The 19,541-nt window shown below is 36.7% G+C and carries 25 protein-coding genes; all 25 read left to right on the top strand.

Annotation, left to right across the window (positions count from 1 at the left end; genetic code table 11):
- Positions 1-15: 15 nt before the first annotated feature.
- The 25 genes from OXPF_RS06945 (at position 16) to recN (ending at position 19,436) form a co-directional block, all read left to right on the top strand.
- The gene (locus OXPF_RS06945) at positions 16-1,089 is read left to right on the top strand and encodes a M24 family metallopeptidase (RefSeq protein WP_054874476.1); all 1,074 of its coding nucleotides are present in this window, start codon (positions 16-18) and stop codon (positions 1,087-1,089) included.
- An 89-nt stretch (positions 1,090-1,178) separates the two neighbouring features.
- Positions 1,179-1,736, top strand: a complete 558-nt coding sequence (gene efp / locus OXPF_RS06940; RefSeq protein WP_054874475.1) for an elongation factor P — start codon at positions 1,179-1,181, stop codon at positions 1,734-1,736.
- A gap of 30 nt (positions 1,737-1,766) precedes the next feature.
- Positions 1,767-2,195 carry a CD1247 N-terminal domain-containing protein gene (locus OXPF_RS06935; protein WP_054874474.1) on the top strand — a complete coding sequence of 143 codons (429 nt, stop codon included), beginning with the start codon at positions 1,767-1,769 and terminating at the stop codon, positions 2,193-2,195.
- 150 nt (positions 2,196-2,345) lie between these two features.
- A complete protein-coding gene (spoIIIAA, locus tag OXPF_RS06930) occupies positions 2,346-3,350 on the top strand; it encodes a stage III sporulation protein AA (RefSeq protein ID WP_201779685.1) in 1,005 nt (334 codons plus the stop codon).
- Between the two features lie 11 nt (positions 3,351-3,361).
- Positions 3,362-3,880 carry a stage III sporulation protein SpoIIIAB gene (gene spoIIIAB, locus OXPF_RS06925; protein WP_054874473.1) on the top strand — a complete coding sequence of 173 codons (519 nt, stop codon included), beginning with the start codon at positions 3,362-3,364 and terminating at the stop codon, positions 3,878-3,880.
- 18 nt (positions 3,881-3,898) lie between these two features.
- Positions 3,899-4,096 (top strand): stage III sporulation protein AC, encoded by a 198-nt coding sequence (spoIIIAC, locus tag OXPF_RS06920; protein ID WP_054874649.1) that lies wholly within the window; start codon positions 3,899-3,901, stop codon positions 4,094-4,096.
- 16 nt (positions 4,097-4,112) lie between these two features.
- Positions 4,113-4,499: a stage III sporulation protein AD gene (gene spoIIIAD / locus OXPF_RS06915; RefSeq protein WP_054874472.1), complete on the top strand. Its 387-nt coding sequence runs from the start codon at positions 4,113-4,115 to the stop codon at positions 4,497-4,499.
- 20 nt (positions 4,500-4,519) lie between these two features.
- Positions 4,520-5,689, top strand: coding sequence for a stage III sporulation protein AE (spoIIIAE, locus tag OXPF_RS06910; RefSeq protein ID WP_054874471.1), 1,170 nt, complete (start codon positions 4,520-4,522; stop codon positions 5,687-5,689).
- A 6-nt stretch (positions 5,690-5,695) separates the two neighbouring features.
- A complete protein-coding gene (gene spoIIIAF, locus OXPF_RS06905; RefSeq protein WP_152967719.1) occupies positions 5,696-6,286 on the top strand; it encodes a stage III sporulation protein AF in 591 nt (196 codons plus the stop codon).
- Between the two features lie 19 nt (positions 6,287-6,305).
- On the top strand, positions 6,306-6,908 hold the full coding sequence (gene spoIIIAG, locus OXPF_RS06900) for a stage III sporulation protein AG (protein WP_054874469.1): 603 nt from the start codon (positions 6,306-6,308) through the stop codon (positions 6,906-6,908).
- A gap of 99 nt (positions 6,909-7,007) precedes the next feature.
- Complete coding sequence (locus OXPF_RS06895; RefSeq protein WP_054874468.1) at positions 7,008-7,538, top strand: SpoIIIAH-like family protein; 531 nt, start codon at positions 7,008-7,010, stop codon at positions 7,536-7,538.
- Positions 7,539-7,644: 106 nt separating this feature from the next.
- Complete coding sequence (locus OXPF_RS06890; protein WP_054874467.1) at positions 7,645-8,040, top strand: Asp23/Gls24 family envelope stress response protein; 396 nt, start codon at positions 7,645-7,647, stop codon at positions 8,038-8,040.
- Positions 8,041-8,103: 63 nt separating this feature from the next.
- Entirely contained in the window at positions 8,104-8,640 is a 537-nt protein-coding gene (amaP, locus tag OXPF_RS06885) for an alkaline shock response membrane anchor protein AmaP (RefSeq protein WP_054874466.1), read from the top strand.
- 13 nt (positions 8,641-8,653) lie between these two features.
- On the top strand, positions 8,654-8,881 hold the full coding sequence (locus tag OXPF_RS06880) for a DUF2273 domain-containing protein (protein ID WP_054874465.1): 228 nt from the start codon (positions 8,654-8,656) through the stop codon (positions 8,879-8,881).
- 54 nt (positions 8,882-8,935) lie between these two features.
- Positions 8,936-9,358 carry a transcription antitermination factor NusB gene (nusB, locus tag OXPF_RS06875; RefSeq protein WP_054874464.1) on the top strand — a complete coding sequence of 141 codons (423 nt, stop codon included), beginning with the start codon at positions 8,936-8,938 and terminating at the stop codon, positions 9,356-9,358.
- Between the two features lie 111 nt (positions 9,359-9,469).
- A complete protein-coding gene (xseA, locus tag OXPF_RS06870) occupies positions 9,470-10,705 on the top strand; it encodes an exodeoxyribonuclease VII large subunit (protein WP_054874463.1) in 1,236 nt (411 codons plus the stop codon).
- Positions 10,686-10,934 (top strand): exodeoxyribonuclease VII small subunit, encoded by a 249-nt coding sequence (locus OXPF_RS06865; protein WP_054874462.1) that lies wholly within the window; start codon positions 10,686-10,688, stop codon positions 10,932-10,934. The genes xseA and OXPF_RS06865 overlap by 20 nt, the downstream gene beginning before the upstream one ends.
- A gap of 1 nt (position 10,935) precedes the next feature.
- On the top strand, positions 10,936-11,820 hold the full coding sequence (locus tag OXPF_RS06860; protein ID WP_054874461.1) for a polyprenyl synthetase family protein: 885 nt from the start codon (positions 10,936-10,938) through the stop codon (positions 11,818-11,820).
- A gap of 12 nt (positions 11,821-11,832) precedes the next feature.
- Positions 11,833-12,273 (top strand): divergent PAP2 family protein, encoded by a 441-nt coding sequence (locus tag OXPF_RS06855; RefSeq protein WP_054874460.1) that lies wholly within the window; start codon positions 11,833-11,835, stop codon positions 12,271-12,273.
- A gap of 653 nt (positions 12,274-12,926) precedes the next feature.
- Positions 12,927-13,514, top strand: coding sequence for a hypothetical protein (locus OXPF_RS06850; protein WP_242854341.1), 588 nt, complete (start codon positions 12,927-12,929; stop codon positions 13,512-13,514).
- A 62-nt stretch (positions 13,515-13,576) separates the two neighbouring features.
- Entirely contained in the window at positions 13,577-15,442 is a 1,866-nt protein-coding gene (gene dxs / locus OXPF_RS06845; RefSeq protein WP_054874459.1) for a 1-deoxy-D-xylulose-5-phosphate synthase, read from the top strand.
- 40 nt (positions 15,443-15,482) lie between these two features.
- Entirely contained in the window at positions 15,483-16,292 is an 810-nt protein-coding gene (locus OXPF_RS06840; protein WP_054874458.1) for a TlyA family RNA methyltransferase, read from the top strand.
- A gap of 93 nt (positions 16,293-16,385) precedes the next feature.
- Positions 16,386-17,234 carry an NAD(+)/NADH kinase gene (locus OXPF_RS06835; RefSeq protein ID WP_054874457.1) on the top strand — a complete coding sequence of 283 codons (849 nt, stop codon included), beginning with the start codon at positions 16,386-16,388 and terminating at the stop codon, positions 17,232-17,234.
- Between the two features lie 27 nt (positions 17,235-17,261).
- Positions 17,262-17,714: an arginine repressor gene (locus tag OXPF_RS06830; protein ID WP_054874456.1), complete on the top strand. Its 453-nt coding sequence runs from the start codon at positions 17,262-17,264 to the stop codon at positions 17,712-17,714.
- Positions 17,715-17,726: 12 nt separating this feature from the next.
- Positions 17,727-19,436: a DNA repair protein RecN gene (recN, locus tag OXPF_RS06825; RefSeq protein WP_054874455.1), complete on the top strand. Its 1,710-nt coding sequence runs from the start codon at positions 17,727-17,729 to the stop codon at positions 19,434-19,436.
- The last annotated feature ends 105 nt before the right edge of the window (positions 19,437-19,541 follow it).

The raw sequence follows: 19,541 nt of genomic DNA, 5'->3' as shown, positions 1-19,541 counted from the left end.
ACAGGAGGTGATTTTATGAATAATAGCAGATTGCAAAAGCTAAGGGAAGGCCTGGCTTTAAAAAAACTGGACGGAGCTTTATTGATTTCCGACTCTAACCGAAACTACATCACCGGTTTCACCGGAGATGAAAGTTATGCAATAGTTACTCAAAACGATGCTTTGTTTATTACTGATTTCAGGTATGTTGAGCAGGCTTTAAAAGAAGTATCGGGCTTTACCGTGCAGCAATACAAAATCAAGATAGCAGAACACCTCTCAAATATGATTAAGTCCTTGGACATTAAAACCTTGGGCTTTGAAGAAAACCTTATGTCCTTTATGTTTTATGATGATTTGAAAGCCAATCTGAGAGATGTTGATTTTATAAAATTAGATGGCTTGGTGGAAAAAATAAGACAGATCAAGGATGCCGATGAAGTTAAAAATATAAGCACTGCCGCGTCCATAGCCGATAAAGCCTTTACCCATATTTTGAATATGATAAAGCCGGGCGTAACTGAAAATTCCATTGCATTAGAATTGGAGTTTTTTATAAAATCCAACGGAGCCTCTAATCTTTCATTCCCATCAATCGTTGTATCGGGTAAAAGATCATCCCTGCCTCACGGAAAACCTACCGCAAAGGCTATAGAAGAAGGGGATTTTTTAACAATGGACTTTGGCTGCATATATAACGGCTACTGTTCTGATATGACAAGAACCGTTGTAATAGGCAAGGCTTCAGGCAGGCAAAAGGATATTTATGATACAGTTTTATATGCCAATGAAGAAGTAATTAAAAAGGCAAGGCCTGAAATCACAGGCAAGGATCTGGATTGTGTAGCAAGAAAGATAATAGAAGATAAGGGTTATGGAGAATATTTCGGCCATGGCTTAGGTCACGGAGTAGGTATGCAGATACATGAACTGCCTTCTGTATCCAAAAGAGGAGACTCACTTTTAAAGCCGGGTATGATAATAACCGATGAGCCGGGTATATATATTCCTGATTTCGGCGGTGTAAGGATAGAAGATCTTTTATTAATAACTGAAAACGGATGCGAAGTATTATCAAAATCAGATAAAAAACTAATTGAGATTGTATAGTTTATATTTTTCTATTATAGGGAAAAATAGCTGTAGAAAAAAATTAAATTAATTTATAATAAATTGTGTACATATGGAGGGATTAATATATGGTAACAGCTGGTGAATTCAGAAAAGGAACTACTTTTGAAATGGATGGACAAGTATTTACAATTGTTGATTTTCAGCATGTAAAACCTGGTAAGGGTGCAGCCTTTGTAAGAACTAAAATAAAAAATGTTATCGCAGGTACAGTACTTGAAAAAACTTTCAACCCAACAGAAAAATTCCAGGAAGCCGTTATTGAAAGAAAGGAAATGCAGTATTTGTACAATGACGGTACATTATACTATTTTATGGACACTACTACATATGAACAGGTTCCGCTTAATGAAGGAATTGTTGAAGATGCAGTTAAATACTTAAAAGAAAATGACAATGCAATTATAAGATTTTACAAAAGTGAGGCTTTTTCAGTTGAAGCACCCAATTTCGTTGAGCTTGAAGTTACACATACAGAGCCCGGTGTTAAAGGCGACACAGCCACAAACACATTAAAGCCTGCCACAGTTGAAACAGGAGCTGTAATAATGGTTCCTCTCTTTGTAAATACAGGAGACAGAATAAGGATTGATACGAGATCCGGAGAATATATGGAAAGAGCATAAAGCATACTAATAAATAACAGGAGGTGTACTATGGAAACTATTAAAGAAAAAGTATCCTATATTAAAGGTCTTGCAGATGGATTAGACATAAACGACAATTCAAAGGAAGGAAAAGTATTAAGGTCCATAATAGAAGTGCTTCAGGGTATGGCTGAAGCTATTGAGGATCTTGAAGGTGCTCAGGCAGAGCTTGACGAATATGTTGAAGCCATCGATGAAGATTTGGCAGATGTGGAAGAAGAATTATACGGTGAAGAAGAAGAGGAAGATGACGGTTTTATAGAAATCGAATGCCCTAATTGCAATGAAACCGTATATCTTGATGAAGAACTCTTTGATGATGAAGACGAAGAAATCCTTTGCCCTAACTGTCATGAACCTATACATTTTGAGTGCGGATGCTGCGGACATGATCACGACGACGCTCATGACCATCACCACCATGATCACGAACACTAAAATTGACATAATTAAGCAAAATTGCTTCCATGAGCAGGTTAAACTTATATAAGTTTAACCTGCTCTATTTTTTTATTTTGTATTTTTGATTTAGTCATAATGTAGTGACATTAAAAATAATAATTATATAAGAAAGGGGGACAAGGTCACGTGGATTCCTATGAAAAGGTTAAAATATCAAAAGTACTGAAAGAAGAAATATTAACCGGTATTTCTCCTAAAATAAAGGATCTGATAAATAAAATTCCCGAAGAATACTTGAATAAACTGGAGGAAATAAGATTAAGGCTTAATAAGCCTTTAATGCTTAATATCGGAGGCAGGGATTTTTTTCTTACTTCAAAGGGAGAAATATACTTAAGGCTCATAAATCCTTACATAGTTTCAAAAGACGATTGCGAAAAGACTCTCCAGCTTTTAAGCAATTATTCTGTTTATGCCATAGAAGAAGAATTAAAGGGAGGATACATAACATTAAAAGGCGGCCACAGGGTGGGCATTGTAGGCAGGGGTATTATAGATAACGGAAAAATAAAAGCATTGAAGAATATCTCCGGCTTTAATATAAGAATATCAAGGCAGGTAATAGGGGCTGCAGACAGCCTTTTAAAATATTTAGTAAGAAAAGAAAATGATATATACAATACCCTTATAATTTCACCTCCCCAATGCGGAAAGACAACTCTTCTTCGGGATTTGATACGCCAGCTAAGCAGCGGTGCTGAGTCTTTAAACATCAGCGGATTAAAAATAGGGCTGTGTGATGAGAGATCAGAAATAGCAGGCTCATTTGAGGGAATGCCTCAAAACGATGTCGGAATAAGAACAGATGTCCTCGATGCCTGTCCAAAATCACAAGGGCTTATCATGCTTATCCGCTCCATGTCGCCCAATATTATTGCTACGGATGAAATAGGCAGCAGAGCCGATATGGATGCGGTATATGAAGGTCTTAATGCAGGTATAAGGATTATTACCACAATTCACGGTGACAGCCTTGAAGAAGTATTACAGAGACCCTTTATAGGGGATGTTGTAAAAAATAAGGTCTTTGAAAGGCTGGTCATATTAAGTAAAAGATGCGGTCCCGGCACCATAGAAGACATAATAGACGGTGTGAATTTTAATTCACTTATTAATAAACCATTCAGATAAGGGGGAATAGGATGATAAAAACAATAGGTCTTTTGTTGGTATTCATCTCAGCTTCAGGGGTAGGTTTAATATTAGGCTCACAATATAGTTCCCGGGTAAGGCAGATTAAGCATTTAAAGATTGCTCTTCAAATGCTTGAAACCGAAATAGTTTACTCAAATACTCCGCTGCCGCTAGCCTTTGAAAGCGTACTTATGCGGTGTGAAAACCCCATAAAGAAATTATTTACTTCTGCAGTTGAAATGCTGAATAAAAGGACTTACAGCACTGTGGGTGAAGCCTTTGAAGCTTCTTTAGAGGAGACAAAAGAATTTTTTAGCCTTAAGAAAGAGGATATGGAAATTTTGAAAAGCTTCGGGTATTCATTAGGGAATTCTGATGTGGAAGGACAAATTAAAAGTTTCAGTGTGATCATCAAACAATTAGACAGCCTGGAAATTAAAGCCGAAGAGTTAAGGCAGAAAAATGAACGAATGTATAAACACTTAGGTTATTTATCCGGCCTGGCTATTGTAATAATACTTATGTAGAGGAGAGGTAATATGGGAATAGATGTTGACATGATATTCAGAATAGCTGCTGTCGGAATACTGGTAGCTGTTTTGCATCAGGTACTTAAAAATTCGGGTAGGGAAGAGCAGGCTATGATGACAACTTTGACGGGGCTTATAATAGTACTTTTTATGGTAGTCAACCTCATAAGTAAATTATTTAATACAGTAAAGACCATGTTCCAGTTATACTAGCCGAGGATGTGATTGTATGGAAATATTCCAGATAGTTGGACTAGCCCTCGTCGCTACAATATTATCCGTTCTCCTTAAGGGACAGAAGCCTGAGCTTGCAATTCAATTAAGTATAGTAACAGGGGCGATAATATTCATATTTATGATTTCCAGGGTATCTGCCGTTTTAGTGCTTTTGCAGGATGTGGCCAACAGGGTAAGCCTGGATTTAGTCTATCTTACTTCGGTATTAAAGATTATAGGGATAGCATACATATCTACCTTTGGAGCAGAGATATGCCGGGATGCCGGTGAGAGTGCAATAGCATCCAAGGTAGAATTTGCCGGCAAAATTCTTATCATGATTCTAGCCATACCAATACTTATGGCAGTATTGGAAATAATAATTAAAATTATGCCTTAGGCATAAGGTGGGATATCAACATGAAGAAAATATTAGTATACACAATTATTTTCTGGCTGTCTGCAAGCACAATTGCCTTTGGAATTACAAATACAAACACATTAGACAGCCTCTATGACGAACAATCCGGTCAGCTTGATACAAGGCAAATAGAGCAATACATAAATGAGCTAAATAATGAAACATCGGAATTTCTTCCCCCCTTGGATTTTAAAACCTTTATAAACGTATTTAAAACAGGCGAAATGGGATACAGTATGGAAGAAATTTTAATGGCTGTAGTCCGATTTTTCATTAGCGATGTGCTTTTAAATGCCAAGCTTTTAGGACAGTTAGTCGTCCTTGCCATAATATGCGGTGTAATGCAGAACTTAGAAAAAGCATTTAACAGCGATTCCGTATCCAGCCTTGCTTATTACGCCTGCTATCTGGTTTTGATAATACTGGTAGTCAAGAGTTTTTCACTGGCTATAGGAATAGGCAAGGAAACCATCGGAAAGATGGTTGAATTCATGATTGCCCTTATTCCTACACTGATGGCTCTTTTGGCATCAGTTGGAGGTTTTGCCTCAGTTACCGTTTTAGATCCCATAATACTGGCCTCCGTTCAGTTTATGGGCAATCTGGTGCAAAATTTTATCCTCCCTTTGATATTTATAATTTCAATATTATCCATAGTCAACAATCTTTCGGATACATTTCAGGTTACAAAGCTTAATTCTTTAATTAAACAAATCTGTGTCTGGACTTTGGGCTTTTCCCTGACTATTTTTGTAGGAATTATAAGCATCAGAAGCACTGCTGTAAAAACCCTGGATCAGATGACATTAAAGACTGCAAAATATGCCGTGGATAATTTCATACCCATAGTAGGAAAAGCATTATCCGACGCCATAACAACCATAGCAGGCTATTCCCTCGTACTTAAAGATGCATTAAGCACCGTTGGATTGCTGGCTTTAATATTAACCTGCATCTTCCCCTTATTAAAAATAATCTCTTTGATTTTTATATACAGAATTGCTGCTGCTATAATTGAGCCTGTATCGGATAAAAAGATAGTAGGCTGCATAAATGATGTTGGAAATTCCTTAACCCTGGTTTTCGCATCTGTTTTATGCGTGGCCATAATGCTTTTTATAATGGTTACAATAATGGCTTCCAGCGGAAAAGCAGCCATTATGATGTAAAGGTTGGTGATTATAATAGAGGAACTAAAAAAATACATATATACAATTGTAGTGGTAATGATTTTCGTATCCTTTATAGAAATATTGCTTCCCAATTCATCCATGAAAAAATACTCTAAAATGATATTGGGCTTGATGGTTATGACAGTAATATTACACCCCGTACTTTCATTTTTAAGCAGTGATTACAACCTTACAAGCTATAGTTTTAAATTTCAGAACCAGTTAGACAGTTTATCCATAAAAAATCAAAGTTATGATTATTCAGACAAGCAAGCCCAAAGTGTCACAAAGCTTTACAAGGAAAACCTTGAAACTCAAATGAAACAGCAGATTAAGAGCATAATGGGAGACAAGGATATAGGCGTTAAAGTTGAGATAATAGAAGATATAAAAGCAGAGGATTACGGTCAAATCACAAAAGTAATACTTAATGTTGAAAATACCATAAAAACAGTTGAAAAGATTAATATAGGAAGCAATGAGGACAAGACTACCATTCAAAATAATACTGCCCCTTCCTATGAAAACTTAAAGGAGAGGGTTTCATCCATGTACGGTATAGAAGAAGATAAAATTATTATAATTGAAGGTTGAATTTAAAGGAGGAAAAATAATGAACTTAATTGAAAAAATTAAAGCTTATTTCGCCGGCAGAGGTAATAAAAAAAACATGCAGGATCTTTTAAGCGTATTCATAATAGGGCTTATACTAATCATCACCGTTAATTTTTTTATGACCCAGTCAAAACCTTCTCCCGGATATATTGAAGTCAAAAAAGACAATGAGGAAGCACGCCAAGCTTTGAATACTACTTTAAGCTATGAAGAAAAGATGAAGAAGGAGCTTATGGACATCTTAAGCTTAATTGACGGTGTAGGGCAGGTAAATGTAATGATTTATTTTCAGACAGGGACGGAAGCTGTTCCTGCTTACAGCCAGAATACTTCGGTAAGAGTCACTGAAGAAAATGATTCAAGCGGCGGAAAAAGAGTAACCAACGAAAATACCAATTCCAATACAATAGTTACAATAAATGAAGCCGGCGTATCAAAACCTTTTATAGTTCAGGAGCTGAAACCTAAAATCAGCGGAGTAATAGTAATAGCTGAGGGAGCTGGTAATCCGGACATTAAATATAAGCTCTATGAAGCTGTAAAGACAGTTTTTAATCTTGAGCAGTACAAAATAAATATTTATCCCATGCAAAAAAAGTAGGACAAAATTTATTATAAATCTGTTAAGGCGTTATAAATCAGCTGACAAGCACATATATTTCTTTTAGATATTTAATTTTAATCAGGAGGGAAAATAAATATGGTTTTAAGGAAAAAGACAATAATAATCCTGACGCTGGTTCTATTAATAGCAGCAGCTGGATTTGTCAGTACAAAGTACGGCAAGGTAATCAAAGTCGATAACGATACAAACCAAAGCACCGAGACAGGGACAGTACATAATGAAAATGAAGATGATACCGAAACCTCCAGCATCACTGCCACCGGTTATTTTATCGATGTAAAATTAGGCAGGGAAAACCAAAGAACAGTGGATAAGCAGACATTAACAGAGGTAATTAATAATGCCAACACCAGCAAGGAAGCAAAGCAAAAGGCTGAAACTCAGTTATTAAGCCTTGTTGACATTTCCGAAAAGGAAATGATTATTGAAGCATTGATAAAGGCCAAAGGCTTTGAAGATGCAGTAGTATTTCTGTCATCGGATTCAGCTAATGTAACAGTGAAGTCCAAGGAAGTCAATACCGATACCATCAATCAGATAAAGAACATAGTATGCAAGGAATCGGCGCTTCCGGCTACAAAGGTTATGATTCAGCCCAAGGAATAGTCAATTGTAAAATAATGCTGTTTCTGTTATAATAGTTTTGGTTGTTTAGTACAAATTTATTTGCCTATAATATAAATATAGGTCATGTAAACTCGGGGGTGAAAATATGGAAGAAATGATAAATTCAGGTGCCAACGAATTAGGCGTAATTAAAATATCAGAAGAAGTTGTGAGTATCATAGCAAGCTTAGCAGCAACAGAAATAAAAGGTGTGGCAGCCATGAGCGGCGGATTGGTAGGCGGTTTTGCCGAAAAGCTTGGCATCAAAAATATGTCCAAGGGTGTGAAAGTTGCTGTAGGAGAAAAGGAAGCTGCCGTGGATCTATTCATAATTGTAGATTACGGTGTGAAAATACCTGATGTGGCATGGCAGATTCAAGAGAATGTCAAAAAAGCTATCGAGACTATGACGGGCTTGGGTGTTGTTGAAGTAAATATCCATGTTCAGGCCGTAGATATGGGCAGGGATATAAAAGAAGAGGAAGCTCCAAGAGTAAAATAATACATTAATAAAAACCCTCTGATTATTCAGAGGGTTAAATTAAATACGAAAGAGGGTGTTCATTTGAGTATAATAGACAGGATTATTCTAACATTATACATGTTTTTAATGATTATTCTTTCACTGTGTTTGATTGTAATTCCTTTTAATGTTATTTCAATAGAAGCCTTTGACATAATAAAAAATGCGCTTTATTCCAACTGGTATTATTCACTTATTGGCGTATTATTCCTTTTTTTAAGCTGCAAGCTTTTGATTTCAGGGATATCTGCAAATAGGAAAGCTAAAATGAATATAGTCAAGCCTTCACAGTACGGAGATATAAGGATATCCTATGAAACCTTTGAATCTCTTGCCCTAAAGACGGTAAAACAAATAACAGGCATAAAAGACATTAAAGTTAAGGTAGCAGCAAATGAAGGTACCCTTATCTTTGAAGTGGAATTGATGATACTCCCTGACGTCAATATACCTCAAGTGGTATCTGAGGTTCAGTCAAAGCTTAAAAACTACATAGAATTAATTACTGAAGTAAATGTCCGGGAAGTTAAAGTATCTGTCATCAACATAGCTTCTGCTTCTGCTTCCAGGCTGGAATAGAGAGGTTTCTAATATGCTAAAGGATTATTTGCTTGACATTTTTTCAAAAAACCAAGGTAAAATAATAGGTTCGGTAATTGGTTTGATAGCTGCTGTTTTAATTTTAATCATAGGACTTTTCAGAACCCTATTGATTGCCCTCTTTGTTTTTGCCGGATACTTTATAGGTAAGAAAATTGATAACAAAGAAGATCTGGTAGAGTTCCTGGATAGAATCCTTCCTTCAGGATGGAATAAATGAATAAAACAGTAAAATTTTAAAATAATATACAAGAGATGATTGGAGGGAATCATTTTGAGCAGGAAAGAAGCCCGGGAATCAGCCATGAAACTCCTTTTTGAAATCAATTATAAAAGTGAGGAAATACAGGAAGTTTTAGCTGATTATTTCAAGGAAAACAATACAAATGCTGCCGAGATGGAATATATATCAAGCATTGTATCAGGCACAATGAATAATATAAAGGATATTGATAAAATCATAGAGGTCCACTCAAAGGGCTGGAAAATAAACAGGCTGGCAAAAATTGATCTTTCAGTGCTGCGACTTGCCATATATGAAATTACTAAAACAGATACCCCATACAGCGTGGTAATCAATGAGGCTGTGGAAATAGCAAAGAAATACGGAACTGAAAAATCCGGGTCTTTTATCAATGGTATACTTGCAAGCATCATAAAAGAAGAAAAGATAGAGCAAAATTCAAGTTTGCAATGAATTAATTCTACAGATAGAAGGCAGCTTCTGACTGCTGAAGTAAAACAATACTTCAACAGTCAGAAGCTGTTTTTAAAACACCTTTAAAATATTTTGAAAGTTGGATTGAAAATGAATGTAAAAGTACTTTCTGTCTCTCAAATAACCGAATATATAAAAAAGGTAATGGCTGTTGACCCAATTTTGAACAACGTATCAATAAGGGGAGAAATTTCAAATTTCAAGCATCATTATTCAGGACACATGTATTTTACACTTAAGGACGAAAATGCTAAAATTAAATGTGTTATGTTTAAAAGCGCCGGATATAATTTAAAGTTTTTGCCTGAGGACGGTATGAATGTAATAGCATCAGGGAATATATCCTTATATGAAAAGGACGGACAGTATCAGCTGTATATAAACCGTTTGGAGCCCGATGGCAAAGGCGCACTTTTTGTGGCATATGAACAGCTGAAAAAAAGGCTGGAAGCAGAAGGGTTATTTGATAAGAAACGGAAAAAAGCTCTGCCAAAATATCCTTCAAAGGTCGGTGTCATAACTTCTTCAACAGGTGCTGCAGTAAGAGACATAATAAATGTCATGACACGGAGATTTCCCGGCATACATATACTTGTAGTTCCCGTTTTAGTCCAGGGGGAAGAGGCGCCTCGTGACATAACAAATGCTGTTGATTACTTGAATACAAGAGAAGACATAGATGTTATAATAGTAGGAAGAGGCGGCGGGTCCATTGAAGAATTATGGGCCTTTAACGATGAATTTGTCGCCAGAGCCATAACGAGGAGTAAAATACCCGTAATATCCGCCGTAGGCCATGAAACGGATTTTACCATTTCGGATTTCGTATCTGATTTGAGAGCTCCTACTCCATCGGCTGCAGCTGAGGTAAGCGTGCCTGATAAGAGAGAGCTTAAGTACAGGCTGGATACCTATATAAATAATATAAAAAGCCTTATATTAAAGAATCTTAATGAAGACAGGGCTCTGATTGACCGATATAAAAGCATATTAAATACCTTAAGTCCCGCAATTTTTTTAAATCAGAAAAGACAATATATAGATACATTGAATTTCAAGCTGGATACAGCAATGAAGCGTAATCTTGACATGGCAAAAGATCAATTTCGTAATTTTTGTACAAACCTTGAAAGCTTAAATCCATTATCCACCTTATCAAGGGGATATTCCATTTGTTTGAATCCTGATTCAAAAGAAGTAATAGACAGCATTGAAAAAGTAAGCTTAAAGGACAACGTTGAAATTTTAGTCAAAAATGGAAGTATAGAATGTGAGGTTACCGGATTATCAAAGGGGAGTGTTGTTATTGAAAACACAGAAAAATGAAAACATAAAATTTGAAGAAGCTTTGGAAAAATTAGAAAAAATCATTGCAAAGCTTCAGGAAGGCAACTTGAATTTAGACGACTCACTTAAATTTTATGAGGAGGGTATAGGGCTTGTTCGAGTTTGCCAGCAAAAATTAGATACGGCAGAATCCAAAATCACAATGCTTGTCAATGAAGGCAGTGCGGATAAAAAAGAAGTCCCATTTACTATGGAGGCGGAAGGATAGTATGCAGTTCAAAGAAAAACTCGAGGATATGCAGGCAAAAATCAATTCATATCTTAACAGTATAATACCCAGGGATGAAGCATACATCAATAACCTCTTAGACTCCATGAGATATAGTCTTTTTGCCGGAGGCAAAAGAATGCGTCCCATATTGATGCTTACAGTCGGCGAAATCTTTGACTGCAAAGCCGAATTCATACTTCCCTTTGCGGCAGCTGTGGAGATGATTCACACTTATTCTTTGATACATGATGATTTGCCGGCTATCGATAACGATGATTACAGGAGGGGAAAACTCACCAATCACAAAGTATATGGAGAGGCTTGTGCAATACTGTCAGGAGATGCTCTTTTGAATTTTGCCTATGAACATATTCTGGATTTTTCCCTCAAATATAATGATACACGGTTCATTGCTGCCTCATATGAAATCTCAAAAGCAGCGGGAATTTACGGAATGATTGGCGGCCAGGTAGTGGATATTGAAAATGAAAATAAGCCTTGTGATATTAAAACCGTTGAATATATGCATAAAAACAAGACAGGTGCCTTGATCACCGCCTCAGTGAGGTCATCGGCAGTTATTTCAAGGGTAAATGCTGATGACTTAACCAGATTGACTGATTTTGCTCAAAAACTGGGCCTTGCCTTTCAAATTATAGATGATATATTGGATGTTGTTGGCGATGATGCAAAGCTGGGTAAAAAGCATGGCAGCGATTTAAAAAGCAATAAATCAACTTATGTCAGCTTAGTTGGCCTTAAAAGCTCAAGGGAAATGGCCGCCAGGCTGACAAATGACGCACTTAATTTAATTAGTTTTTATAAAGAAAAAGCAGAATTTTTATATATGCTTACTGAATATTTATTAAATAGGGAGTATTAGGGGGGCAAGAAATTGGCGACACTTGGCAAGATATTATCAAATAAGATACTGTTAACGTCTATCGCAGGATGGTCGGTTGCACAGATTTTAAAAGTTCTTTTCGTTTATGCAAGCTGTAAAAAGATAGACTTCACGCGTTTGGTGGGATCCGGGGGGATGCCTAGCTCCCATTCGGCGTTTGTTGTAGCTCTTACCGTATCCGTTGGAAAAGTCTGCGGTTTTGACTCTTCCGATTTTGCCATTTCTGCCGTTATATCTTTTGTTGTTATGTATGATGCTGCCGGTGTGAGAAGAGCAGCTGGAAAACAGGCAAGGGTTCTAAATACCATAATTAACGATAAACTGCTTGCGGGAAAATTTCCTGAAGAAGAACTAAAAGAGCTGTTGGGGCACACTCCCATAGAGGTAATTGCAGGAGCTTTTGTAGGCCTTTTTACAGCAGTTTTATTGTAGTTTATTACATTTGAATATTAAAATTTAATGTGCTATAATTTATTTGCTTTGTAGGTGGTGCAGTATTCTAGTCAATTCTACTCATTTTGAGGGCGGGCCTAAAAATTCGCATAAGGGCATATCGATGAAGTTCCTTGTGCCAGCTTTTGACGCCCAGTCGGGGGTTGGTGCTGGGAGTAAGGAGGATAGGGCATCTTGCAATGGCATGCAATGCATGACCCTACTTCCGTGGAGGCCCAAGTTCGTAGATTTTCTACGGCTTGGGGTGAAACCTGCAGTGTGGTACATTTGTTGCTATATGCAGTGTAGCCTGCCTTGAGTGTAATAGGGGGAATAGGGTCAAATCCCGAAATATGGGCCAATATGAAGGATTATTGCTGTATGAAACCTATTATGCAAAAGAGGCTAAAAATGAGTACGGTTGCTGGGGAAATCTCCTAGACTGTTCTATCATGAAGCACATTGGGGATTGCAGTGTGGACTAAGTGGTAATCCAGCCCTGCTGATGGTAACACAGCAGGTACCGGGCTAATGGGAAACCGCTGGAATGGCGACATTTCAGTGCCTGGTACGGGAAATCCTGCTGGACCTAAGCCGCAAACTTTACTCAATGTGTTGCCACCTATACTACATAATATCCGGAGGATATAAATTTGGCCAAAAAGAAGGTAAAATTTAATAAGAAAAGATCTTCTGGTTTCAATCACAGTCATTATAATTGGGCTATTAAAATAATTTTTTTAACACTTATAATATCCTTAGGCTTAAGCTTAATATCTGAAATGCTACTAAGAAATGTCCAAGTATTAGTAGCATTTCTAATATTGATAATTATAATTTTTATAGGCATTATCTTTGATGTATTGGGAGTGGCTGTCACAGCCGCCGATGAAAAACCCTTTCATTCAATGTCTGCAAGAAAGCTTACCGGAGCTAAAACATCCGTCTATTTAATAAGAAATGCCAGCAAAATATCCAGCCTGTGCAATGATGTCATAGGGGATATTTGCGGAATAATAAGCGGTGCCGCAGGCGCTGTTGTTATTTCAAGACTTTTATTTGTCAAGAATGATAATGACAGGTTTTTATTAACTATATTGTTAAGCTCTGTAATTGCAGCTGTAACTGTGGGGGGCAAGGCCTTAGGAAAGCATTTTGCAATTACCGAGTGCAATAACATAGTTTACAGGACAGGGTATATTTTCGAAAAAATCAAAAATGTTTTCAACAGAAAAAAGTAAGTGTTATAAGCTTTGCACAATAATTAGTCTATGATTCTAAAGCTGAAAGGACAAAAAATCATATGTTGAGCCATAATAGCAAAATACTTTATCCCGAAGATATAAGAAATATGGATGACAAGGAATTGAAAAGTCTTGCACATGATATTAGAGAGTTTATAATACAGAATGTATCCAAAACCGGAGGGCATCTTGCATCAAACCTGGGTGTAGTTGAACTTACATTAGCCCTCCACAGTGTTTATAAGACCCCGGAAGATAAGATTATATGGGACGTAGGTCACCAATCATATATACATAAAATAATAACAGGCAGAATGCATCATTTTGATAAATTAAGGCAGTTTAACGGTTTAAGCGGCTTCCCTAAAAGAAATGAAAGCATATATGACGTATTTCAGACCGGGCACAGCAGCACCTCCATTTCTGCTGCTCTTGGCATAAGCAGAGCCCGGGATATAAACAAGGATGATTTTCATGTTGTAGCTGTCATAGGTGACGGTGCCTTAACGGGAGGTATGGCTTTTGAAGCCTTGAATGATGCAGGAGCCAGCAATACAAATCTTACGGTCATATTAAACGATAACCAGATGTCCATATCAAAAAATGTAGGCAGCATTTCCTCATATTTAAGCAAATTAAGGACAGAACCGGCTTATTCCAAGTTCAAACATAATTTAGAGCAAATGCTTAAAAAAATACCGGTTGTGGGCAAGGATATCGCCAAGGCCGTTGAAAGGATGAAGGACAGTTTAAAATACTTTCTGGTACCCGGCATGCTTTTTGAAGATTTCGGCTTTACATATTTAGGGCCTGTAGACGGTCATGATATAGGAATGCTTAAAGATGTGCTTTTAAGGTCTAAAAAAATAAAAGGGCCTGTTCTGATTCATGTTATGACTAAAAAAGGCAAAGGTTATAATTTGGCCGAGAAAAGGCCTGATAAATTTCACGGAGTAGGAATTTTTGATGTTGATACAGGGGAATTTTTAGGCAAAAGCAATACAACCTATTCTGAAGTTTTCGGCGATGAGCTAATAAAACTGGCTCAAGCTGATAAGAATATAGTAGCCGTAACTGCAGCCATGCCTGAAGGTACAGGCCTTACTAATTTTTCAAGGAATTTTCCCGACAGGTTTTTTGACGTAGGCATTGCCGAGCAGCATGCCGTAACCATGGCAGCGGGACTTGCTGTAAGCGGTATGAAGCCTGTTGTTGCAGTATATTCTACTTTTTTGCAGAGAGCTTATGACCAGATACTTCATGATGTTTGCATACAAAATCTTCCTGTAGTTCTTGCCATTGACAGAAGCGGAATTGTCGGGGATGACGGTGAAACCCATCAGGGAGTTTTTGATCTTTCATTTTTAAGACATATACCCAATATAGTAATAATGGCTCCAAAATCAACAAAAGAGCTTAGAGAAATGCTTTCCTTAAGCCTTAAGTTAAATTGCCCCGTTGCCATAAGATATCCCAGAGGTACCGATATTGAAGGTATAGTTTTTAATGAGCAGGTAAAGCTTGAACCATATAAAGCCGAAGTAATAAAAAGGGGCAAGGATGTACTTATTATATCCTGCGGCAAGATGACTGCCTTTGCATATAAGGCAGCTTGGGATTTAGGAAATTCAGGAATAGATGTTGGGCTTATAAATGCCAGGTTTGTTAAACCTCTTGATGAAAATACACTGCTTAATGAAATTAAAAATTATAGAATTGTAGTTACAATTGAAGATAATGTCATTAAAGGCGGCTTTGGTTCAGGCATATTAGAGCTTTTAAGCCAGCATAATATATCGGATAAAAAGATAAAAACCCTTGGTTTTCCTGATGAATTCGTACCTCAGGGCAATTACTCGAAGCTTTTTGACAAATATAATCTGGATTCCAAGGGAATTATAAAAACTATATTGAATATGCTGTAAATTCATTTACACGGTCTATGAAATTATATGGGAGATTAAAATGGCTAAAGAAAGATTGGATACTCTGCTTGTAAACCGCGGCTTTTTTCCTACTCGAGAGAAGGCAAGAAAAAGCATAATGGCAGGCTTGATTTTTATTGAAAATAAGCGGTATGATAAACCGGGAGACATAGTAAACGCGGATTCAAATATAGAAGTAAAGGGAACTTTAATACCTTATGTAAGCAGGGGAGGTTTAAAACTTGAAAAAGCCCTGCAGGAATTTAATATAAGTGTATTGAATAAAAAAGCTATAGATGTAGGCGCCTCAACGGGAGGCTTTACAGATTGCCTTTTGAAAAATGGTGCGAAAAGCGTTGTCTCCATAGATGTAGGGTACGGGCAGTTTGCCTGGGAACTTAGAAATGATAAAAGAGTAACCCTTATGGAACGAACGAACATCCGTTACGTCAAAGAAGAAGATATAGGGTATTTATGCGATATATGCACTATCGATGTATCTTTCATCTCCTTGCGGCTGGTACTGCCTGTTGTAAAAAAGCTGTTAAACAGTGAGGGCGAAGTCATTTGCTTAATCAAGCCCCAATTTGAAGCCGGAAGGGATAAGGTAGGCAAAAAAGGGGTTGTTAAAGATCCAAAGACCCACAGGGAAGTAATAAGCTCTGTTTTAAAATTTGCATCTGATAGTGGCTTCTCCGTTATAGCTCTTTCATTCTCGCCCATAAAAGGCCCCGAAGGAAATATCGAGTACCTGGCTCATTTGAAAAATACACCTTTTATCGATACCGGGTTTGATACTGATTCTAAAGTTATTTCGGTGGTTGAAAAGTCACATAGTGAATTTGTATAGCTGTATTTTATTCTTTTGTAATGGATATGATTTATAAAGATTATCATAAAAATTTTTTGAATAATTGTTATAGTTAGCTGGACGGTGAGCTGTATGAATAAAATAGGAATAATTGTTAATATTGATAAAGATAAGGATTTGAGTATAACTAAAAATATAATAAACTGGATTGGAGAAAGAGGGGGAACTATACTCCTCTCAAAAAGCATTGCATCCAAGCTTAATTTGAAACAGTACTCTTATAAAACAGAAGATATATACAAGCAGTCGGATTTCATCCTTGTTTTGGGAGGAGATGGTACAATCCTTGGTGTTTCAAGAGAAGTATCCAAGTATGATACTCCTCTTCTAGGAATTAATTTAGGTCATTTAGGTTTTCTTGCCGAAGTGGAAGTAAAAGAGATATTTGAATCCCTTGAGAAAACTTTAAATGGAGAGTTCCACATTGAAAACAGAATTATGCTGGAAGCTAAAGTAGCGGAAAATGGTATCTTTAAAAAGTTTTATGCTTTAAATGATATTGCTTTTACAAGAGGCACCTTGTCGAGAATATTGAGGCTTAAGGTATATATAAACGATGATTACGTTACTTCACTGAGCGGAGACGGTCTTATTATAGCCTCACCTACAGGCTCTACGGCATATTCGCTGTCAGCTGGAGGCCCTATAATAAGCCCTAACCTGTCTGTTATGACCTTAACTCCCATTTGCCCCCACTCTTTATTTAACAAATCCATAGTGATATCTGACAGTGAAACCGTAAGGGTGGATTTGGAAGAGAATTACGGAAATGCATACCTTACAGTAGACGGACAGGAAGGATATAAAATAAATGAAGGACAATATGTTTCAATAAGCAAAGCACCTTTTTGTACAAGACTTATAAAATTGTCAAACAGAACTTTTTATGACGTCTTAAGAACTAAAATAACTGAAAGATAAATTTTATAAACGGAGGATAGCTAACAGATGAAAATAGCAAGACATGCAAAAATTCTGGAGATTATCAACAATAAGGAAATAGAGACTCAGGAAGATTTGGCTGAAGAGCTTAAAAAATCCGGCATAGACGTGACGCAGGCTACAGTTTCCCGTGATATTAAAGAGCTGAAGCTTATCAAAGTGCTATCAAACAGCGGCAACTATAAATATGCTGCCATTGCCCCTACGGAAAATTTGCTTTCTGACAGGTTGATATCAATTTTTTCCCAGACCGTTCTTATGATTGATTATGTGAATAACATGATTGTCATGAAAACAATATCAGGTTCTGCCCCATCTGCAGCTGAAGCCATCGATTCCTTAAACTGGGACGGCATTGTAGGTACATTGGCAGGGGACAATACCATATTTGTACTTACAAGAAGCAACGAAAAAGCTGAAGAGCTTGTGGGCAAATTTAAAAAGCTGATTAATGCATAGGAGGGTTTATTAATGCTCCTGAATTTACATATAAAGGATTTTGCATTAATAGAAGACTTGAAACTTGAATTTTCAAAAGGCTTAAATATTCTGACAGGAGAAACCGGCGCAGGAAAATCTATTATAATCGATTCTGTAAACTTTATATTAGGTGATCGCGCTTCAAAGGAAATCATAAGGCACGGCTATGAAAAGACATACGTGGAAGGTATTTTTGAATTCATTAGTAATTCCCCTTTGAAGAATATTATGGAGGAAAACGGAATAGACATTGATGAAGATATAATCATACTGTCAAGAGAGCTCAATGTATCCGGTAAAAGCATCTGCCGTATAAACGGCAAGATGGTAACAACTTCTGTCCTTAAAAGCATAGGAAGCCACTTAATTGATATTCACGGCCAGCATGAACACCAATCTCTTTTAAAAGAAGAAAATCATATGGAGCTTTTAGATATGTTCGGAAGTCAAAGGCTTCACATTTTAAAAGATGAGGTACATGTTGTTTATTCAAATGTCCAGGATATAAAAAGGGAGCTTCAATCCATAATGGGGGATGACAGGGAAAGGCAGCAAAGGCTGGATTTGTTAAATTATCAGCTTAAGGAAATAGATGAATCCAAGCTTAAGACAGGCGAGGAAGAGGACCTTAACAAACAAAAAACTCTGCTTTTAAATTCAGGTAAATTATTTTCTGTACTTAATGATTCTTATAATAATTTATACGAGAGCGAAGAGCAACCTTCGGTCTTTGACAGGCTTGGAAAAACTTTATCCGAATTTAAAAGTATTATGAATCTGGATGAGAAGCTTTCTGAAATCCATAAGTCATTGGAAGACTCATATTACGGACTTGAAGGCGCCATTAATGATATCAGAGGATATAGGGAAAAAATCGATTTTGATCCCGAACTGATAGATCAGGTGGAATATCGCTTGGATACCATAAACAAGCTTAAGCGCAAATATGGTTCAACCATAGAGGATATACTTAAATACAGGGAAAAAATCTATATAGAAATTGATAATATACAAAACAGCGAAGAAAGAATATCTAGCCTTAAAGCACGCCTTGATTCAGAAAATAAAATCCTTTTTAATATAAGCGCTGGATTATCGGAGGAAAGACATGCTGCAGCACGGAGAATGGAAAAAGGTATAGAAGATGAGTTAAAGTTTCTGGGTATGGATAAAAGCCGTTTTGTGGTTAATTTTGAAATCATAAAAAAAGACGGACAGATAGTTTGCAATGATAAGGGAGTGGATATTATAACCTTTCTTATATCCACCAATATAGGAGAACCGGAAAAAAGTTTATCAAAAATTGCCTCCGGAGGTGAACTATCCCGTATAATGCTGGCAGTAAAAACCGTTTTAGCATATACCGATAAAATACCCAGCCTTATTTTTGATGAGATTGATACGGGTATTTCAGGTAAAGCCGCACAGGCCGTAGGTGAAAAATTGCGGCAATTATCAGGCAGCCATCAGATTATATGCGTTACTCATCTGCCGCAGATTGCTTCCATGGCGGATACCCATTTTTATATATCCAAAGCATCAGATGGCAATAAAACTAATACGAGTGTCAAAATATTAAATCATAAAGAAAAGATAAATGAAATAGCCAGGATGCTTGTAGGAGCAAAAATAACCGCCCTTACTTTACAGCATGCCGAAGAGATGCTTATTATGTCTCAAAAAATTAAAAAAGCAAATTAAAGCGGAACTATATTTATTGTTCCTCTTTTTTTTATGTAAATTCAAGATTAATTTATGAAAGTTTCAGCTTAATTACCAATAATGAAAATTTTATTATAGTATAAA

It is taken from the genome of Oxobacter pfennigii, assembly GCF_001317355.1.
Lineage (GTDB): Bacteria > Bacillota > Clostridia > Clostridiales > Oxobacteraceae > Oxobacter > Oxobacter pfennigii.
This window is presented reverse-complemented; position numbering and strand designations above follow the sequence as displayed.